Consider the following 13,887-nt stretch of genomic DNA (forward strand, 5'->3'; position numbering starts at 1 on the left):
CAGTTTTGCCCCGCGGCCCACCGCGAACAGCGCGCCCAAGAGCGCTCAACCGCGGCCCGCAGCAGCAGTCGCAGCGTGCTGCGCTACCTGCAGCTTACTGCCAGTCGAAGATGGTCTGGCCGTCGACCTCGGTCGTCAGGGCCTCGAGAGCCTTCTCGACGATACGGCGACGCATAACCTTCTCCTCCTCCGCGCTGAGCGCGGGGTTGCCCAGCGGATGCGGAATCGCCACCGCCGGAACGATCCTGTTGGCGCCCACGGTCATGGAGATCGGGGTCACCGTGCAGATGTGAACGACCGGCAGGCCGGCGCGCTCGATTTCCTTCACCATCGTTGCACCGCAACGAGTGCACGTGCCTCAAGTGGAGGTGAGGATGACGGCCTGCACGCCATCGGCGACGAGCTTCTGGGCGAACTCGGCCGCGAACGCGCGGGCAGACGCCACGGCGGTGCCGTTGCCGGTCACCGAGTAGAAGAGGTGGTGGAGCTCGCCGATGACGCCCTCGCGCTCGAGATCGCGCATGACGTCGACGGGCAGCACGCAGTCCGCGTCCTCATTGGCGTAGGTGGGGTCGTAGCCGCCGTGCGCCGTCTCGTAGAACTCCTCGGTAAGGTCGTCCACGCCCGTGATGTCGTACTCGCCGTAATGCGAGGCGCTCGAGCTCTCGATATGGTCCGGGTTGCCCTTGGGCACGATACCGCCCGAGGTCACAAGCGCGATCTTGGCGTGCGTGAGATCCTTGAGCGGCGGGCACGGGTCGACGCGGTCGAAGTCCGGCATCGGGTACTCGGTCGCGAACTTCTTGCCGGCGAGTTTATCGAGCAGCATCTTCACGGCACGCTTGGAACCGCGCTCCTTCTCGAAGAAATTCACACGGGTGCCGTTGGGAATGTAGCCCTCCTCGCAGGAGGCGCCGAGCTTCTCGCCGCGGGCGACCTTGAGGGCGAGCGGCGCGAGCTTCTTCATGGCGGCGCGCATGCCGGCCGCGCTGTTCTTGGTGGCGACGATGTAGACCTTGTCCTTGAACATCTCCGCGCCCGGGTTCTCGTCGTACATGGCGGTCACCGCGGGGATGCCCAGCTGGTCCTGGACGGCTGCGGCGATGGTGCCGCAGGCAACGCCGTAGCGGCCCGCGTTGAAGGCGGGACCCGCCACGAAGACGTCCGGGTTGAGTTCCTTCACCATATCGAGGATCTCGGCTGTAGCAGTCTCCAGGTTCTCGTTGAAATAGGAGTCGCCGCAGACAATCGTGCCCACGATCTCGGCCTCGTCGCCGAGGTTCTGGGCGAGCGCCATGCCCGGACCCACGATCTCGCCGACGCGCAGCTCGGCGGGATAGTTCGCCTTCTCCTCGCCGCCGATCTGGGCGAAGAACTGGTTGATGTAGTGCGCTACCTTGATTTTTGCCATCGAGATACCCTCCTTTCTAGCGTGCGCTCAGCTTGTTGAAGCCGCATTCGTTGGTCGCGCCCGTGATCACCTGGAGCTCGACCTCGAGCGAGCCGTCGGCGCGCAGGGTGTCCTCGCTCGCGCCGGCGATCTTGGTGACGTAGTCCAAGGTGCCGATGACCTTGTCGAGCTTGGGCAGGACGACGACCTGGTTGGCGTTGCCGCCGGTTACCACGGCGTCGGCCGCGATATCGGCATCGGCGAGCGACTGCGACCTGCCGTCGCGACCGGCGTACTCGTCGGTGATGATGACGGTCTTGACGCCCTCGGCCTCGATCTTCTTGCAGTTCATGATGAGGTCGGTATCGGGGTTGCCGAAGCCCTCCTGCGAGACGATGACGCCGTCGAGGTCGAGCATCTTGCAGATCTTGGCGGTCCAATCGGATGAACGCTGCTTGTCGGCGAGGTAGACGTTCTCATTCGTGATGATCTGGCACACGAAGTTGATGGTCTTGCCATGTTGCTCGAACAGGTCCTCGATGACCGGATTGTTCTCATGCACGTAGGTGGGGTTCTTGTCGCAGGCGGACACGCAGTTGCCCGAGACGATCGCGCCGTCCATGGTCTCGGTGGGGCTCATGATCGTCGGCACGATCTTCTTGGCGTCGACGCCGTAGACGTACGTGTCGTGCAGCAGACCCTGGCTCTGGAGCATCTGCACGTAAGCCACGCGCGGAAGATCCGGATACTTCTTCATGCCCTCCTTGATGGTGCAGGTCTCGTACACCTGGGTCTCGTCGGGCTCGAGGTCGCGCGCGAGCTCGCCGACGTAGGCGGCGACGCGGAAGCCCGCAAGGCGCACGGCCCGCTCGTAGTCATGCGTCTCGGCCCCCTCGACCGGCTCGCACACCATAACCAGGTTGAGGGTCTTGGAGAACGGCGTGTAGTCGGCGCCGGGGCCCGTCATATCGATGATGCCCTCCTGGAAGCCGACGATCTTGCCCGCGGTCACCACGGCCATGCCCTTGAGGGCATAGGTCACGCCCGAGCCGACCGTGTCAACCTTGGCGATGACGCCCGGGAACACACCGCCTGCGCCCTCGACCTTCACGCGAGGCTCGATGACATCCTTGACCGGCGTGATCCTTACGGACTCGCCAGGCTTCGCGATGTCGAAGGACACGCTCGCGATCTTGTCGTCCTTGAGGGCGACGGCCCGTAGCGCCTCCTCTGACACGTGCAGTACGCCATCCTCGATCTTGGATTCTGATGCGAACTGGATGTCCTTGATGTAAATTCGTCCCAGCTCTAATCTCACTTCCCGCTTCCTCCTTTGCGCTCGAATGAGATGTACGACCTATCTGTTCTGCCCCGGCTCCGCCGGTGGTGGGTGCCTGCTCCCGCTCGGACGGGCACCGCGGCGCTTTCATGCGTCCGCAGAATCCAGGCCGCTTTCAAGCAGCGTCCAGTCAATCAGCTGGAAGTCCTTCAGTGCCCGTTCACCGTAGCCACTGGTCTTGTCCTCGAATTTGCGGCACGCCTCGATCGCGCGCTCGATCAACGAGAGGGACCGCGCGTCCACCGCATCGCATCGTTCGCACGAGACCATGATCGACCTATACGGGGTCTCGTTGGGCTTGACGCTCCCCGCCAGGGGATGCGAGAGCAGGGTGTGCCCCTCGTGGACCTTGTCGCGCACCGCCAGAAGAAGGCCCTCGTACGAGGTCTCGAGAAACTCCACCTCATGCGTGTCCCCGAGCCGTTCTACAACAAGCGGGTTATTGGTCATGATCAGATATGCTGTTCGACCCATGGCCACCTCCGCCTCTCGCCCGCATCTATGGTACGTGATGGACGGGAAAAAGAACAGGGCCGACAAAGGCTGCATAATTGGGGCGTCACCTGCCTAAACGAGTGTCCTCCCAACACGCTGCGCCCCATAGCCCCCCGCGCCTGGATCCCGTGCGCCCAAGATCCTCCGCATCACAATTGCTCGCGCACCGTCACGCCCAGCAGGCCGGAAAGCTCGACCGCCTGCTGGGGGCTCACGATGCACCCGCGCAGCTCGTGGAAGTCGCTCGACACCGTGATGCCCGAGAACTCGCAAGTGGAAACATCGATGCCGGCGAGCGGCGTGCGGAAGAACTCCGCTTTCGTGAGGTCGCAGCCTTCGAACGAGATGCGCTTGGGCCGCGCGCCATGCCAGATGCTCTCGCCAAAGCCAGTATGAGCTGCCCGGAAGCGCTCCATGGTCGACTCGGAAAAATCCGCGTACCTGAACTGGCTGTCCTCGATACCGACACCGGTCAAACGGCTCTTGCGAAACTGCATGCCAAGCGCCGAGCACGACCGGAACTCGCAGCGGTTGAGCCAGCATCGATCCATGGGAGATTGCACGAATCGACAGTCTATGAAGATGACATCGGTGAGGCCGCAGCGCGAGAAGTCGACGTCGTCGAAGGTGCAGGAGCGAAAGACGACCTCCTCGAAGGTAGCCGCGTCGACGCTCATCCCGGCGAGGTCGATGCCCTCGATAGCGGTCATCGCGATGCGGGCCTCGCCACCGGCGAGCTCGCGCAGGAGCTCGTCCTCGCTGATATGCCGTCCGATGCGCTCGCTCACCTTCGCGAACCCTGTGCGCCGAGCCATCTCCATCGCCACCTTTCGCTTTGCCCTGCATCTATGGTAGCAGGGCGAGCGCAGGCATCGCCCAACTAGACAAGCGAGGCGCCGAGGGCACGGCAGGCATCCGAAGCCTCGTCGTCGGGATAGTTCTTGGCGATGACGGTCTCGGCAACCGTTATGCCCGCAGCCTCCGCCCGCTCGCGCCACAGGTCCATCCACTCGCCATCCGCCCAATCGTAGCTACCGAAGAGCGCCACCTTGCGGCCGGACAATTCCGGCTCGACGGCATCCCACATGGGCTCGAACTCCTCGCTCTCAAGCTCCTCGGAACCCATGGCGGGGCACCCGAAGGCAAAGGCGTCATAGGCATCCAGCTCATCGAGCGAGAACTCAACCGCCTGGATCAGGCTCGCCTCGCCGCCGGCGGACTGCACGCCCTCCGCCACAAGCTCTGCCATGGCTTCTGTATTGCCCGTGCCGCTCCAAAAGACGATCGCTACCTTGCTCATACTGCATCCTTTCTGCTATGGGTCGCCATGCTCATGCACGATCAGACGGACCCGCCTTAGGCGCATGGGTCTTTCACCCGCACGCCGATTGACCTATCTGGACTGCGTCTCGAAAAATCGATGGAAGGCTACGATATCGATAAGCGTCGCGCCCGTATTCCTCAAACGCTCGCAGCGGCGCGTGCAGCGCCGGTATCGCGCGAACAACCTCACCGCCGGACGCGGATCGCCGTACACCTTCCAACACCCCGAGTAGCGATACCGCCGTCCGCGATGGCGCACGAACCCCATAACGTCCTCGTAGGGGTAGCCCAAGAAAAAGCCGACCTCATGGGGCAGCTTCTCCGCCGCAAAGCGCTGGGCAAGATGGTCGAGCTGCTGACCGAGCATCAATAGGCTCATCTCGCCGGCATCGCCGCCCATCGCCTGCCAAACGGGATACCCCAAGCGTCCCAGCGCTGCCTGCATCCGCTCGTCAGCAAGATGCTCCGCAAGCATCTGGGGCCGATACGCCAAGACGATGGCACCAAACGAGCGCCACGCGACGACTCTCACGCGAACACCGTGATCCTGCAATATGCGGTCGAAGCTGCGCACGGCACGCGAAAGCTCCGAACGGCGCCCCTCGACCAGCGAACAGGGACATGGGCGACACGCGCAATCGCCATCGCGCTCGCCAGGGCACACATAGCCGCGCGCACCTTGCATGCGCCCTACCGCCACCTGATCCGCATCGGCGTACTTGCCCACAAAGGTGAACATGTTGGCGGGCTTCGCTCCCAACAACGCAGGCGCGCACATCCGTACCAGCGATGCTTCAAGCCTTTGTCCTGTAACCTGCTCGTCCATGGCTCTCCCATAGCTGATTGCCGTCTATCAGCTATAAAGTTACCAATATTTAACTCTTGAGAGAAAGCTAGCCACTCATTCAAATAGTTTCCTTAGGTTTACTTCTAGGCAGCAAGCTATGCCTAAGCCATGCTTTCCCGACTGCTCGGGGCCGGCAATCATGATCGCCCCTTTTGCGCTGGTTTACGCTCAGCACCGATCTCGGCTGCGTATTACCCAAATGCCTGCGTCCCTTTAGGTATGGCCATGCTCGCCAGGACGCTGCCAGTCGCGATGCTCGCTGCCCCACACGCACATGGCGTCGAGCACTTCCATAAGCGACGCACCGCGCTCCGTCAGGCTGTACTCGACCTTGGGCGGAATCTGCGGATAGGCCATGCGGCTGATGAGCCCGTCCGCCTCGAGCTCCTTGAGCGCGCGGCTGAGCGTTTTGTCCGAAACGGTCTTAAGATAGCGACGGAGCTCGTTGAAGCGCACTGGCTGAAACTCCATCAGGCAGTAGAGGATGACCATCTTGTACTTGCCCTGGATAAGTGAGAGCGTGTAGCAGAAACCCGTATCCTCGAAATCCGCCTCCTCGATGCGAGCCCACGCGTCGCAGCATGCGTTTCCCATCTCCGTAGCTTCTCTCCCATCTCATAACTTTACTAAAGGTAAGTACCTGACGTCGATTTCGGTACTTGTTGTATGGCTGGCATAAGCGTATCACAGTGGTAACGGCATATCGCCGTCCATGCAACCGCAACGAACGGAGGATTCCATGAAGAGAGAGATCGGCGTGCAGCCCGCGCTCTACCCCATGCCGGTGCTGATGATCGCACCCTACAACGAGGACGACACCGTCGACGTCATGAACATGGCGTGGGGCGGTATCTGCGCGCGCGACATGGTGGCGCTGAACATCAGCCGCGGGCACAAGACCGCAAAGAACCTCGAGGCGCGCGGCGCGTTCACGCTGAGCGTGGCCGACGTGGCGCACCTGGACGAGAGCGACTACTTCGGCATCGCGAGCGGCAACAAGGTTGCCGACAAGTTCGAGCGCACGGGCATGACTGCCACCAAGAGCAGCCGCGTGGACGCACCGGTGGTAGACCAGTACCCCATCACGCTCGAGTGCAGCGTGGTCGAGATGCAGGAGCAGCCCTACGGCCTGCGCGTGCTCGGTAAGATCGAGAACGTGCTGGCAGACGAGGCCGTGCTGAACGAGGACGGCAAGGTCGACCCCGTGAAGCTCAACGCCTTCGCATTCGACCAGTTCCAGAGCGGCTACTACGCCCTGGGTGAGAAGGTCGGCCAGGCTTGGAACAGCGGCAAGCGGTTCATGTAGCGGCTTTTGCCTGAAACCCGAATGCACGCGGGCCGGCCTCTCTCACCGCCTGCGAGGGAAGCCGGCCCGCGCTGCAATCACTTGCCCTAGCGCACGCCGTCGTGGCGCGCATCGCGCAACTTCCGCGCGACCGCCTTGCTGCCGGCAACCGCGAGTTTGCCGCCCGCCTTCGCTGCCGCCACAACGCCCTTGCCGGCGGCGCGTGCGACCTTCTCCGCCACCACAGGCGCCTCGCGGGCAACCGTCCTCGCGGTCTTGGCGGCTTCCCTCTTCGCGGCATCGCCGAGCTTTTCCGCCGCTGCATCGAGTTTGCGCTCGACCTTGGTCGGCTCGCGGCCCGAATAGGCGCGCTGGCCCTTGCTCGCAAGCGCCACGCCACCTGCAATCACCGCCAGACCGGGACCGGGCAGCACGCACAGCGACACACCCGCCGCGGCGACCGCAGCGCCTGCAACTATCTGGACGACGCCCTTCGCCTTACCTGAATCGATCTGGGACGATGGGGAGCCCGCACCGGACGGCTTCTTCGATGCGCGATGCTCGGATGGAGGGTCAGCCTGCATAGATGCACCTTTCAACATATGTGCCCTAGCAGTGCTTCTTCCCTGCCGCGCGAATGATAAACGACGCTCACGAACAATACTCCTCGGCTCGCGCTCCAGCCCACGCGGCGATATTAGGCCCGCCTCATGTAGAGCAACGGGAACGGATCGCCCTGCTCGTCCGTCTCCGTGCGGCGATAGGTCGAGAAACCCATATGCTCGTAGAAGCCGACAGCATACGGGTTCTGCTCGTTGACGGAAAGCTCCCTCACGCCGTAGAGCTCCGTCGCGCGCTCGAGGAGCAGCCGGCCTGTGCCCATGCCGCGCGCGGCGGCATCCAGGAACAGCATATCGAGGAAGGCGCCGTCAACACCCGCGAAACCGATGGCTCGTCCGGCGCGGCAGGCAACAAGCAGATGCGGAACCTCGGCAAACGCCCGGGGAACCATACCGCGCAGACGCACGATATCGTCCTCGGACAGAAAGGCGTGCGTGGCGCGCACGGAGCGCTCCCACACCTCGGTGAGCTGCTGGACCAGCGTGCCGGGGCGCTCAGCGGCCTCCGCAATCGATATGCCCCGCTGCTCCAACGCGAGCAGCGCGCGCTTGCGCCAAACGCCTCCCGCATAACCGGTGAGCGCACCGCTCGCGCCGAGCACGCGATGACAAGGCACGATGACGGATACGGGATTGCGCCCGACCGCGGTCCCCACTGCGCGCGCAGAGGTCGGCGCGCCGCGGCGCTCACCGATGTGCTGGGCAAGATCGCCATATGTGCAGGTCTCGCCACGTGGGATGCGAAGAAGCTCTTCCCATACCATGTGCTGGAACGGCGTCCCCGCGAAGGCAACTGGCGGCAGCGGCCCAGGTTCCTCGCCCGCGAAATACGCGTCGAGCCAGGCACGCACCGCCTCGAACACCGGCAGGTCGGACTCCTCACGAACATCCTCAGCAAGCCCCGCTGCGAAGTGTTTCTGCCCCGCAAACCACAGGCCGGTGAGCGCGGATCCGTCGCTTGCCAACAACGCCTCTCCCAACGGAGAAGCATACGATACTGTGTATGTCATAGCCCCTCCCGTATAACGCGACACGCCAGCCGTTTACGCCTCCTGCCCCGCTTCCTCGGCCTCCTCCTTGCCGCCGGGCAGGATCAGGTTGAGCAGGATGCCCGCCAGCGCCGAGGTGGCCATGCCGGGGAGCGTGTAGTCGCCGATGGGAATCGAGATGCCGGAGGTCTCCATGCCCACGCCCACGATGATGACGACGGACGCGATCATGAGGTTGCGGTTGACGTCGAAGTCCACGCGGTTGGATACGAGCATGCGCAGGCCGTTGGAGGCGATAAGGCCGAAAAGCAAAAGGCACACGCCGCCCATGACCGGGCTGGGGATAGATTGGATGAGTGCCGCCAGCTTGGGGCAGAAGCCTCCGATGACGAGCGCGAAGCCGCCGGCGTACCAGAAGATCTGCGTCGAGTACACGCGCGTGACGCTCATGACGCCGATGTTCTCTGCGTACGTGGTGGTTGGAGGACCGCCCAAGAAGCCTGAGATCATGGTGGAGATGCCGTCACCGGCGAGCGAACGCGGCAGCATGTCGCGGTAGTCCTTGCCCACGATCTCGCCCACGGCGAGCAGGTGACCGATGTGCTCGATCACCACGACGATGGCCACGGGAGCCACGAGCGCGATGGCGCCCACGTCGAAGCGCGGAGCGGAGATGTTCGGCAGGCCGATCCAGGCAGCCTCGGCTACGGGTGCGAAATCAACGAGCCCGAGCGGGATGGAGACCACATAGCCCACGATGATGGCTAGAAGCACCGGGATGGTGCCGAAGATGCCGCCCATACTGGAGAACACCACCGCCGCGATGAGCGTGATGGCGGCAACGATGGCACCCATGCCGTAGAAAGTCGCAGTGCCGTCCGGGAGGTCCTGCATGAAGGCCATGTCGACCGCTGTGGCGGAAAGGCCCACACCGATGACGACCATCACCGACGCCACGAGCACGGGCGGCAGCAGGCGGTCGATCCATCCGGTGCCGGCAAGCTTGATGATGCCGGCAACCGCCAGGAACACGAGGCCCGAGACCACGACACCAGACATGGCGGCGTCGAGCCCCTGCGTGGCGCCCACGGCGAGGATGGGGCTGATGAAGGCGAAGGAGCTCCCCAGATAGCTGGGAATCTTGTTACCCGTGACCAGCAGATAGCAAATGGTGCCGATGCCCGAGCACATGATGGCCACGTTGGGATCGAGCCCTGTGAGCACGGGCACGAGCACCGTCGATCCGAACATGCTCATCATGTGCTGGATGCCCAGCGGGATGGCGCGACCGACCGACACGCGGTCGTCGACGCCGATCACTTCTCGTTCGTGCTTGCTCATGCGGCCCCCTCGTTCGCCGTTTGCCTCGGTGCGCAGCGCGCTGTGGCTATTCTCGCATATACGCGGCGAGGGGAGGAGCTGAGCGTGCAGTCGAACTACGTGCGGTAACGTTCTGAGGCCCCTCAGATTCCGGAACAATATGGCGCTTCCTGTCAGCAATGAAGCGAGGACTGACTCCCCACGCGCCACCCGTCTATACTTTTGCCGGAATACACCTTGGGAGGCGACGCGTATGAAGACCCTATATCTCATCGGCGGCACCATGGGCGTGGGCAAGTCCACGGTCGCCCGGCACCTGCGCGACGAGCTTCCTGCTGCCGTGATGCTCGACGGCGATTGGTGCTGGGACGCGCGGCCCTTCACCGTGAACGACGAGACCCGCACCATGGTACTCGACAACATCTGCCACGTGCTCGGCAACTTCCTACGCTGCAGCGCCTACGAGAACATCGTGTTCTGCTGGGTGATGCACGAGCAGGCCATTATCGACGAGATCCTTGGGCGCTTGCCCCTTACCGAAACCGGGCGTCAGATTGTTAGCGTGTCGCTCACGTGTGCGGAAGATGAGCTGCGGGCGCGGTTGGAACACGACATTGCGGCTGGCGTGCGCGAGGGCGACGTGGTGGAGCGGAGCGTCGCGCGGCTACCCCTGTACCCTGCCTTGAGCAATGAGCTCATTGATACCACGGGGCGAGCGCCGAAGGAGGTTGTCGACGCTATCTTGGCGCTGGCACGCTGACGACATGTCTGCAGCAGAAGGCGATGCTGGATGTATATCGCGCCGTCGACTGCGTCACGAACGAGCTGTTCAGCTTCCACGCAAATCCCAACCCGGCCTGCCCTGTGGGAGGCAACGTCCACGCCGTCGTCGACAGCGAGCTCATCGCTGCCCAGAACGCGCTCGAGAGCCGGCTGGCGCAAACAACGTTGGCAGATCTATCCAACCGATTGGAATCGATGCTCTCCCAGCAAGCTCAAGATGGCGAGGGAGGGCATGATCTCTAGCAATCAGCCCTCCCCCATCGCGCGACCAGGCGCCTCGCCCGCGTGTAATTGAGGATCGTTCCGGCGTGCGATAGAAAAGCGCCCCCGGTGGAGGCGCCTCTCGCAACGATTGGACGGGCTGTCGCATGCACTAAGCAGCTACGCTCATCGGGAGCGCCCGCCCTTCGCAACATGGACCTTTGTGCGATTGCTGCCACTATGCCCGCTGTTGCCCTCGCCCCGGATGGCCGGAGTGGTGATGAGCCCTGCCAGCACCACGGCCGCGCCCACCGCATAGGCCAGGCGCACCGCGTCGAGGCGCGCTGCGGACTCGATCGATACGAGCTCCTTGCGCTCGGCATCGGTCATGGAGATGCCCGCTATCTCATCCTCGAAGGTGCGGTTGCTGCCCAGGTCGATGCTCACGTTCCCAAGCGCGTCAGACACCTGGGGCGAGATGGAGGAATCGGATGCGGCGCGACTGCGCACCGTACCGGTGATTCCAAAGATCAGCACGGCGCCCAGCAGCGCTACACCGAGCGCCTGGCCCACGTTGCGCATCGTGCTTTGGATGCCGCCCGATTGCGAGGCCTCACGCTCGGGAAGTGCCATCGCCACCACGTTGCTCGCATGCGAGGAGACCGTGCCCGCTCCCACACCCGCCATGAAGGCTCCCAGGTACACGAGCGGCGTGCTGGAGCCGTTCTCGGTAACGGAGAGCGCCATAATGCCGAGCGCGGCAGCCATGGCCACGTAACCCGCCTGGATCACGCGGCGCGGGCTAGCGTGCGGCATGAACTTGGGAATGCCGAGGGCCAAGGCGAAGGTGGGAACGCCGGTAACGATCGAGATGGTTCCCACTGCGACGGGCGACCATCCGGCCACGAGCTGCAGGTAAGGCGCCATGAGGATGGACTGAGCACCCATGAAGAAAAACGTGAGGGCACAGGCCACGAGGCCGGCGCGCACCTGGGGATCGGTGAGGAACGCGCTCGGCAGCACCGCGATGCCGCCCCGCGCCTCGACGCGCCGCTCGTATGCCACGAGAACGCCGAGCACCACGATGCCCGCGACGACCATGGGAAGCGCCGGCGAGATGCCGAGGATGGCGAAGGGAGCGCCCGAGAGCGGTGCGATAAGGCCCCACGACGAGATGCCCGAAAGCCCGATGAGCATGAGGAACAGGCCGGATGCGGCAAGGGCGACGCCCACGCCGTCGAACCCGGACCGCTCGCGCGGCTGCTCGATAGCAGGCAGGGAGAACGACGCGGCGAATACGAGTGCGAAGTAGCCCGCAAGCACGAGGAAGGTGACGTGCATGCCGGATACCTGCATGACCATGCCGAGCGCGAGCGGCAGCAGCGCAGAGAGACCCGATGCCGCCCCGATGGCCCCGAACGCGATCACACGGTCGTGCCCCTGATAGATGAGCGGGATGAGCCCTAAGACCGATGGGATCATGAAGCTTGCGCCAAGCCCCACGAGCACGCGACCTCCCCAGATGAAAACGTTCATGCTGGGTGCCAGGGCAAGCACAACCTCGCCGAGGGCGCACAGCAGAATGCCGCCGCGGAAGGTCTTCTTCCAGCCGACCATGGTGCCGGCAAGGCCGCCTGCAATCATGAACGCGCCGCCTACGAGCGGGTAGATCATGTTGGCGAGCTGGATCTGGGCCGTAGTGGCTCCAAGGTCGCTTGTGAGCGACGCCGTGGCCAGCGAGAGCGCCCCGTTATCACCGGTGGCACCCATCTGCGCAAGGATGAGGACGATGATGGGCAGAAGCAGGAACCGCGAGGCGGAGGGAGCAGATGCCTGCTTCGAAGGCCCATGCCTCGCCTCCTTCGTAGCCAAGTTCGATGCAGGGACGGCGTTTGCCAAAACGGGGGCGCCGCCCACGCCTGCCGCCGGCGCACCGGCTGCAGCGCAAACGGGTCCAACGGGCCGCGAGGCCCGCGATTGCTGAGTGGTATTCACGTGAGTGCCTTTCAGAGAGGAGGCTGATGATGAACGTTGACGCCAGAGGCCCCGCCCGCATCGCCATCTGAGAGAGGCGCATCGGGCGGGCGCGAACGACGTGAACGGAATGCGATGGGCGCGGCTTATGCCGCCGGGGCGAAGAAGGGCTCGGTTCCACCTAGATCGCATGCGGAAAGCGGATACGCGCGAATCTGCGGCTCATCGTAGGTAGCGTGATAGTACGTGAGCGTCGCAGCCGAGAAGCAGCTCGTGTACAGGGTGATCTCGGAAGAGCCGTCCGCCATGAGAGCAGCGCCCAAAGGAACGGCGACCGAGCCGAGGGTGCGGAAAAGCCGCATGACGTTCGCCTCTTCGGACTCTTGCGCAGGATAATGGCTGTTCACGAACGCTGCCTTCACAAAGCGCGCGGGGCCGCTGTAGTCGCCAGGAATCCCCTGCATGCCCATGCCCGATCCGAAGGGCGCAAGCTGCGCCTTCCCCCACGTTGCCGTTGCGGGCTCGTAATTGGTGAGGCCCAGGTAGTTGCGAAGGTTCGTGCGCTGCCAGCCAAAATCGGGCTCATTGGTGAGCACGTCGGCATCGTTCTCCCACACCTTGAGACCGCCTTCGAGGCACTCGACCACGATGCTGCCCGTGGCGTCAGCGACAATCCAGTGCAGGTTCGCAACGGGAAGGTCGGGCGAGACGGGCTTGGCCACAACGACGGTATGAGCGAGAATGCCGCGCACCTCGTCGAGCGAGGAGAAGTTGCGCGCGATCCAGAAGGGGAATTCGTACGCGGCGACGTTCACCGCACCCGGCTGGCTGCTGGCGTTGGCGGCATAGCGCGCGCTCTGCGGGAAGTTGAGACCCGCAACGGCGAGACCGGCGTCGTTGCCGCAATCGAAGTAGAGTGGGACGCCGCCCGCCACGATTCCCATGCCGATCACCGCATGGGCGTGCGCGCTATCGAGGTCGCCGGGGCGCTCGAAAGCGGCGGGCACCTCGGCAGCAGGGGGCGTCACCACCACGCGCTCGCCATAGCCTTGAGTCCAATCGAGGTTCCGGCCGAAATACATGGAACCTGAGGTGCCGGTAAAGCGGATGCCCGTGCACATGGGCCCGCCCCCTTTCTTGCCCGAGGCAACACCTCGGGTCGAAGCGATAGATACTTCTCTTCTGCCCGCAACCCATTACAGTTTGAGAAGTAGTTAGCCCAATCGCTTAAGCCATCCGCTTAGACGGTCGGACTACGATTGACATATGTCCCGAGGGACTGCCGATCGGGCGCCCGCGGACGGCCTTATGCCCCTGCCCC

15 protein-coding genes are annotated in these 13,887 nt (G+C 63.9%); 3 read left to right on the top strand and 12 right to left on the bottom strand.

What is annotated here, in order from left to right; genetic code table 11:
• Nucleotides 1-94: 94 nt before the first annotated feature.
• The 7 genes from grdB to C1717_RS07800 all read right to left on the bottom strand — a co-directional run bounded on the left by grdB (nt 95) and on the right by C1717_RS07800 (nt 5,988).
• Nucleotides 95-1,411, bottom strand: coding sequence for a glycine reductase complex selenoprotein B (grdB, locus tag C1717_RS07770; RefSeq protein WP_102372648.1), 1,317 nt, complete (start codon nt 1,409-1,411; stop codon nt 95-97).
• A 16-nt stretch (nt 1,412-1,427) separates the two neighbouring features.
• Nucleotides 1,428-2,708 carry a glycine/sarcosine/betaine reductase component B subunit gene (locus C1717_RS07775; protein ID WP_102372649.1) on the bottom strand — a complete coding sequence of 427 codons (1,281 nt, stop codon included), beginning with the start codon at nt 2,706-2,708 and terminating at the stop codon, nt 1,428-1,430.
• 108 nt (nt 2,709-2,816) lie between these two features.
• Complete coding sequence (locus C1717_RS07780; RefSeq protein ID WP_102373095.1) at nt 2,817-3,203, bottom strand: GrdX family protein; 387 nt, start codon at nt 3,201-3,203, stop codon at nt 2,817-2,819.
• Nucleotides 3,204-3,373: 170 nt separating this feature from the next.
• Complete coding sequence (locus C1717_RS07785; RefSeq protein ID WP_102373096.1) at nt 3,374-4,039, bottom strand: pentapeptide repeat-containing protein; 666 nt, start codon at nt 4,037-4,039, stop codon at nt 3,374-3,376.
• A gap of 65 nt (nt 4,040-4,104) precedes the next feature.
• The gene (locus tag C1717_RS07790; RefSeq protein WP_102372650.1) at nt 4,105-4,524 is read right to left on the bottom strand and encodes a flavodoxin; all 420 of its coding nucleotides are present in this window, start codon (nt 4,522-4,524) and stop codon (nt 4,105-4,107) included.
• 93 nt (nt 4,525-4,617) lie between these two features.
• Nucleotides 4,618-5,373, bottom strand: coding sequence for a DUF3793 family protein (locus tag C1717_RS07795; RefSeq protein WP_102372651.1), 756 nt, complete (start codon nt 5,371-5,373; stop codon nt 4,618-4,620).
• A gap of 234 nt (nt 5,374-5,607) precedes the next feature.
• Nucleotides 5,608-5,988: a winged helix-turn-helix transcriptional regulator gene (locus C1717_RS07800; protein ID WP_102372652.1), complete on the bottom strand. Its 381-nt coding sequence runs from the start codon at nt 5,986-5,988 to the stop codon at nt 5,608-5,610.
• A gap of 145 nt (nt 5,989-6,133) precedes the next feature.
• On the opposite strand from C1717_RS07800, the gene C1717_RS07805 reads away from it, so the two are divergent.
• Nucleotides 6,134-6,700, top strand: a complete 567-nt coding sequence (locus C1717_RS07805; protein WP_102372653.1) for a flavin reductase family protein — start codon at nt 6,134-6,136, stop codon at nt 6,698-6,700.
• Between the two features lie 86 nt (nt 6,701-6,786).
• Here the strand turns inward: C1717_RS07805 and C1717_RS07810 are convergent, their stop codons facing one another.
• The 3 genes from C1717_RS07810 to C1717_RS07820 all read right to left on the bottom strand — a co-directional run bounded on the left by C1717_RS07810 (nt 6,787) and on the right by C1717_RS07820 (nt 9,629).
• On the bottom strand, nt 6,787-7,263 hold the full coding sequence (locus C1717_RS07810) for a hypothetical protein (protein ID WP_102372654.1): 477 nt from the start codon (nt 7,261-7,263) through the stop codon (nt 6,787-6,789).
• A gap of 113 nt (nt 7,264-7,376) precedes the next feature.
• Nucleotides 7,377-8,309, bottom strand: a complete 933-nt coding sequence (locus tag C1717_RS10915; protein WP_102372655.1) for a GNAT family N-acetyltransferase — start codon at nt 8,307-8,309, stop codon at nt 7,377-7,379.
• A 33-nt stretch (nt 8,310-8,342) separates the two neighbouring features.
• On the bottom strand, nt 8,343-9,629 hold the full coding sequence (locus tag C1717_RS07820) for a uracil-xanthine permease family protein (protein ID WP_102372656.1): 1,287 nt from the start codon (nt 9,627-9,629) through the stop codon (nt 8,343-8,345).
• 232 nt (nt 9,630-9,861) lie between these two features.
• On the opposite strand from C1717_RS07820, the gene C1717_RS07825 reads away from it, so the two are divergent.
• A complete protein-coding gene (locus tag C1717_RS07825; RefSeq protein ID WP_102372657.1) occupies nt 9,862-10,368 on the top strand; it encodes an AAA family ATPase in 507 nt (168 codons plus the stop codon).
• 23 nt (nt 10,369-10,391) lie between these two features.
• A complete protein-coding gene (locus C1717_RS07830; RefSeq protein WP_102372658.1) occupies nt 10,392-10,634 on the top strand; it encodes an Rrf2 family transcriptional regulator in 243 nt (80 codons plus the stop codon).
• A gap of 144 nt (nt 10,635-10,778) precedes the next feature.
• Here the strand turns inward: C1717_RS07830 and C1717_RS07835 are convergent, their stop codons facing one another.
• Nucleotides 10,779-12,587: an MFS transporter gene (locus tag C1717_RS07835; RefSeq protein ID WP_245859567.1), complete on the bottom strand. Its 1,809-nt coding sequence runs from the start codon at nt 12,585-12,587 to the stop codon at nt 10,779-10,781.
• Nucleotides 12,588-12,712: 125 nt separating this feature from the next.
• On the bottom strand, nt 12,713-13,687 hold the full coding sequence (bsh, locus tag C1717_RS07840) for a choloylglycine hydrolase (RefSeq protein WP_102372659.1): 975 nt from the start codon (nt 13,685-13,687) through the stop codon (nt 12,713-12,715).
• Nucleotides 13,688-13,887 lie beyond the last annotated feature (200 nt).

The organism is Enorma phocaeensis (assembly GCF_900186505.1).
GTDB lineage: Bacteria > Actinomycetota > Coriobacteriia > Coriobacteriales > Coriobacteriaceae > Enorma > Enorma phocaeensis.

Bases quoted from the DNA above. Each gene is read 5' to 3' on its own strand.
- C1717_RS07830 (WP_102372658.1), top strand. From the start codon at position 10,392: ATGCTGGATGTATATCGCGCCGTCGACTGCGTCACGAACGAGCTGTTC.
- C1717_RS07805 (WP_102372653.1), top strand. From the start codon at position 6,134: ATGAAGAGAGAGATCGGCGTGCAGCCCGCGCTCTACCCCATGCCGGTG.
- C1717_RS07785 (WP_102373096.1), bottom strand. From the start codon at position 4,039: ATGGCTCGGCGCACAGGGTTCGCGAAGGTGAGCGAGCGCATCGGACGG.
- C1717_RS07780 (WP_102373095.1), bottom strand. From the start codon at position 3,203: ATGGGTCGAACAGCATATCTGATCATGACCAATAACCCGCTTGTTGTA.
- C1717_RS07820 (WP_102372656.1), bottom strand. From the start codon at position 9,629: ATGAGCAAGCACGAACGAGAAGTGATCGGCGTCGACGACCGCGTGTCG.
- C1717_RS07795 (WP_102372651.1), bottom strand. From the start codon at position 5,373: ATGGACGAGCAGGTTACAGGACAAAGGCTTGAAGCATCGCTGGTACGG.
- bsh (WP_102372659.1), bottom strand. From the start codon at position 13,687: ATGTGCACGGGCATCCGCTTTACCGGCACCTCAGGTTCCATGTATTTC.
- C1717_RS07790 (WP_102372650.1), bottom strand. From the start codon at position 4,524: ATGAGCAAGGTAGCGATCGTCTTTTGGAGCGGCACGGGCAATACAGAA.
- C1717_RS07810 (WP_102372654.1), bottom strand. From the start codon at position 7,263: ATGCAGGCTGACCCTCCATCCGAGCATCGCGCATCGAAGAAGCCGTCC.
- C1717_RS07825 (WP_102372657.1), top strand. From the start codon at position 9,862: ATGAAGACCCTATATCTCATCGGCGGCACCATGGGCGTGGGCAAGTCC.
- C1717_RS10915 (WP_102372655.1), bottom strand. From the start codon at position 8,309: ATGACATACACAGTATCGTATGCTTCTCCGTTGGGAGAGGCGTTGTTG.
- C1717_RS07800 (WP_102372652.1), bottom strand. From the start codon at position 5,988: ATGGGAAACGCATGCTGCGACGCGTGGGCTCGCATCGAGGAGGCGGAT.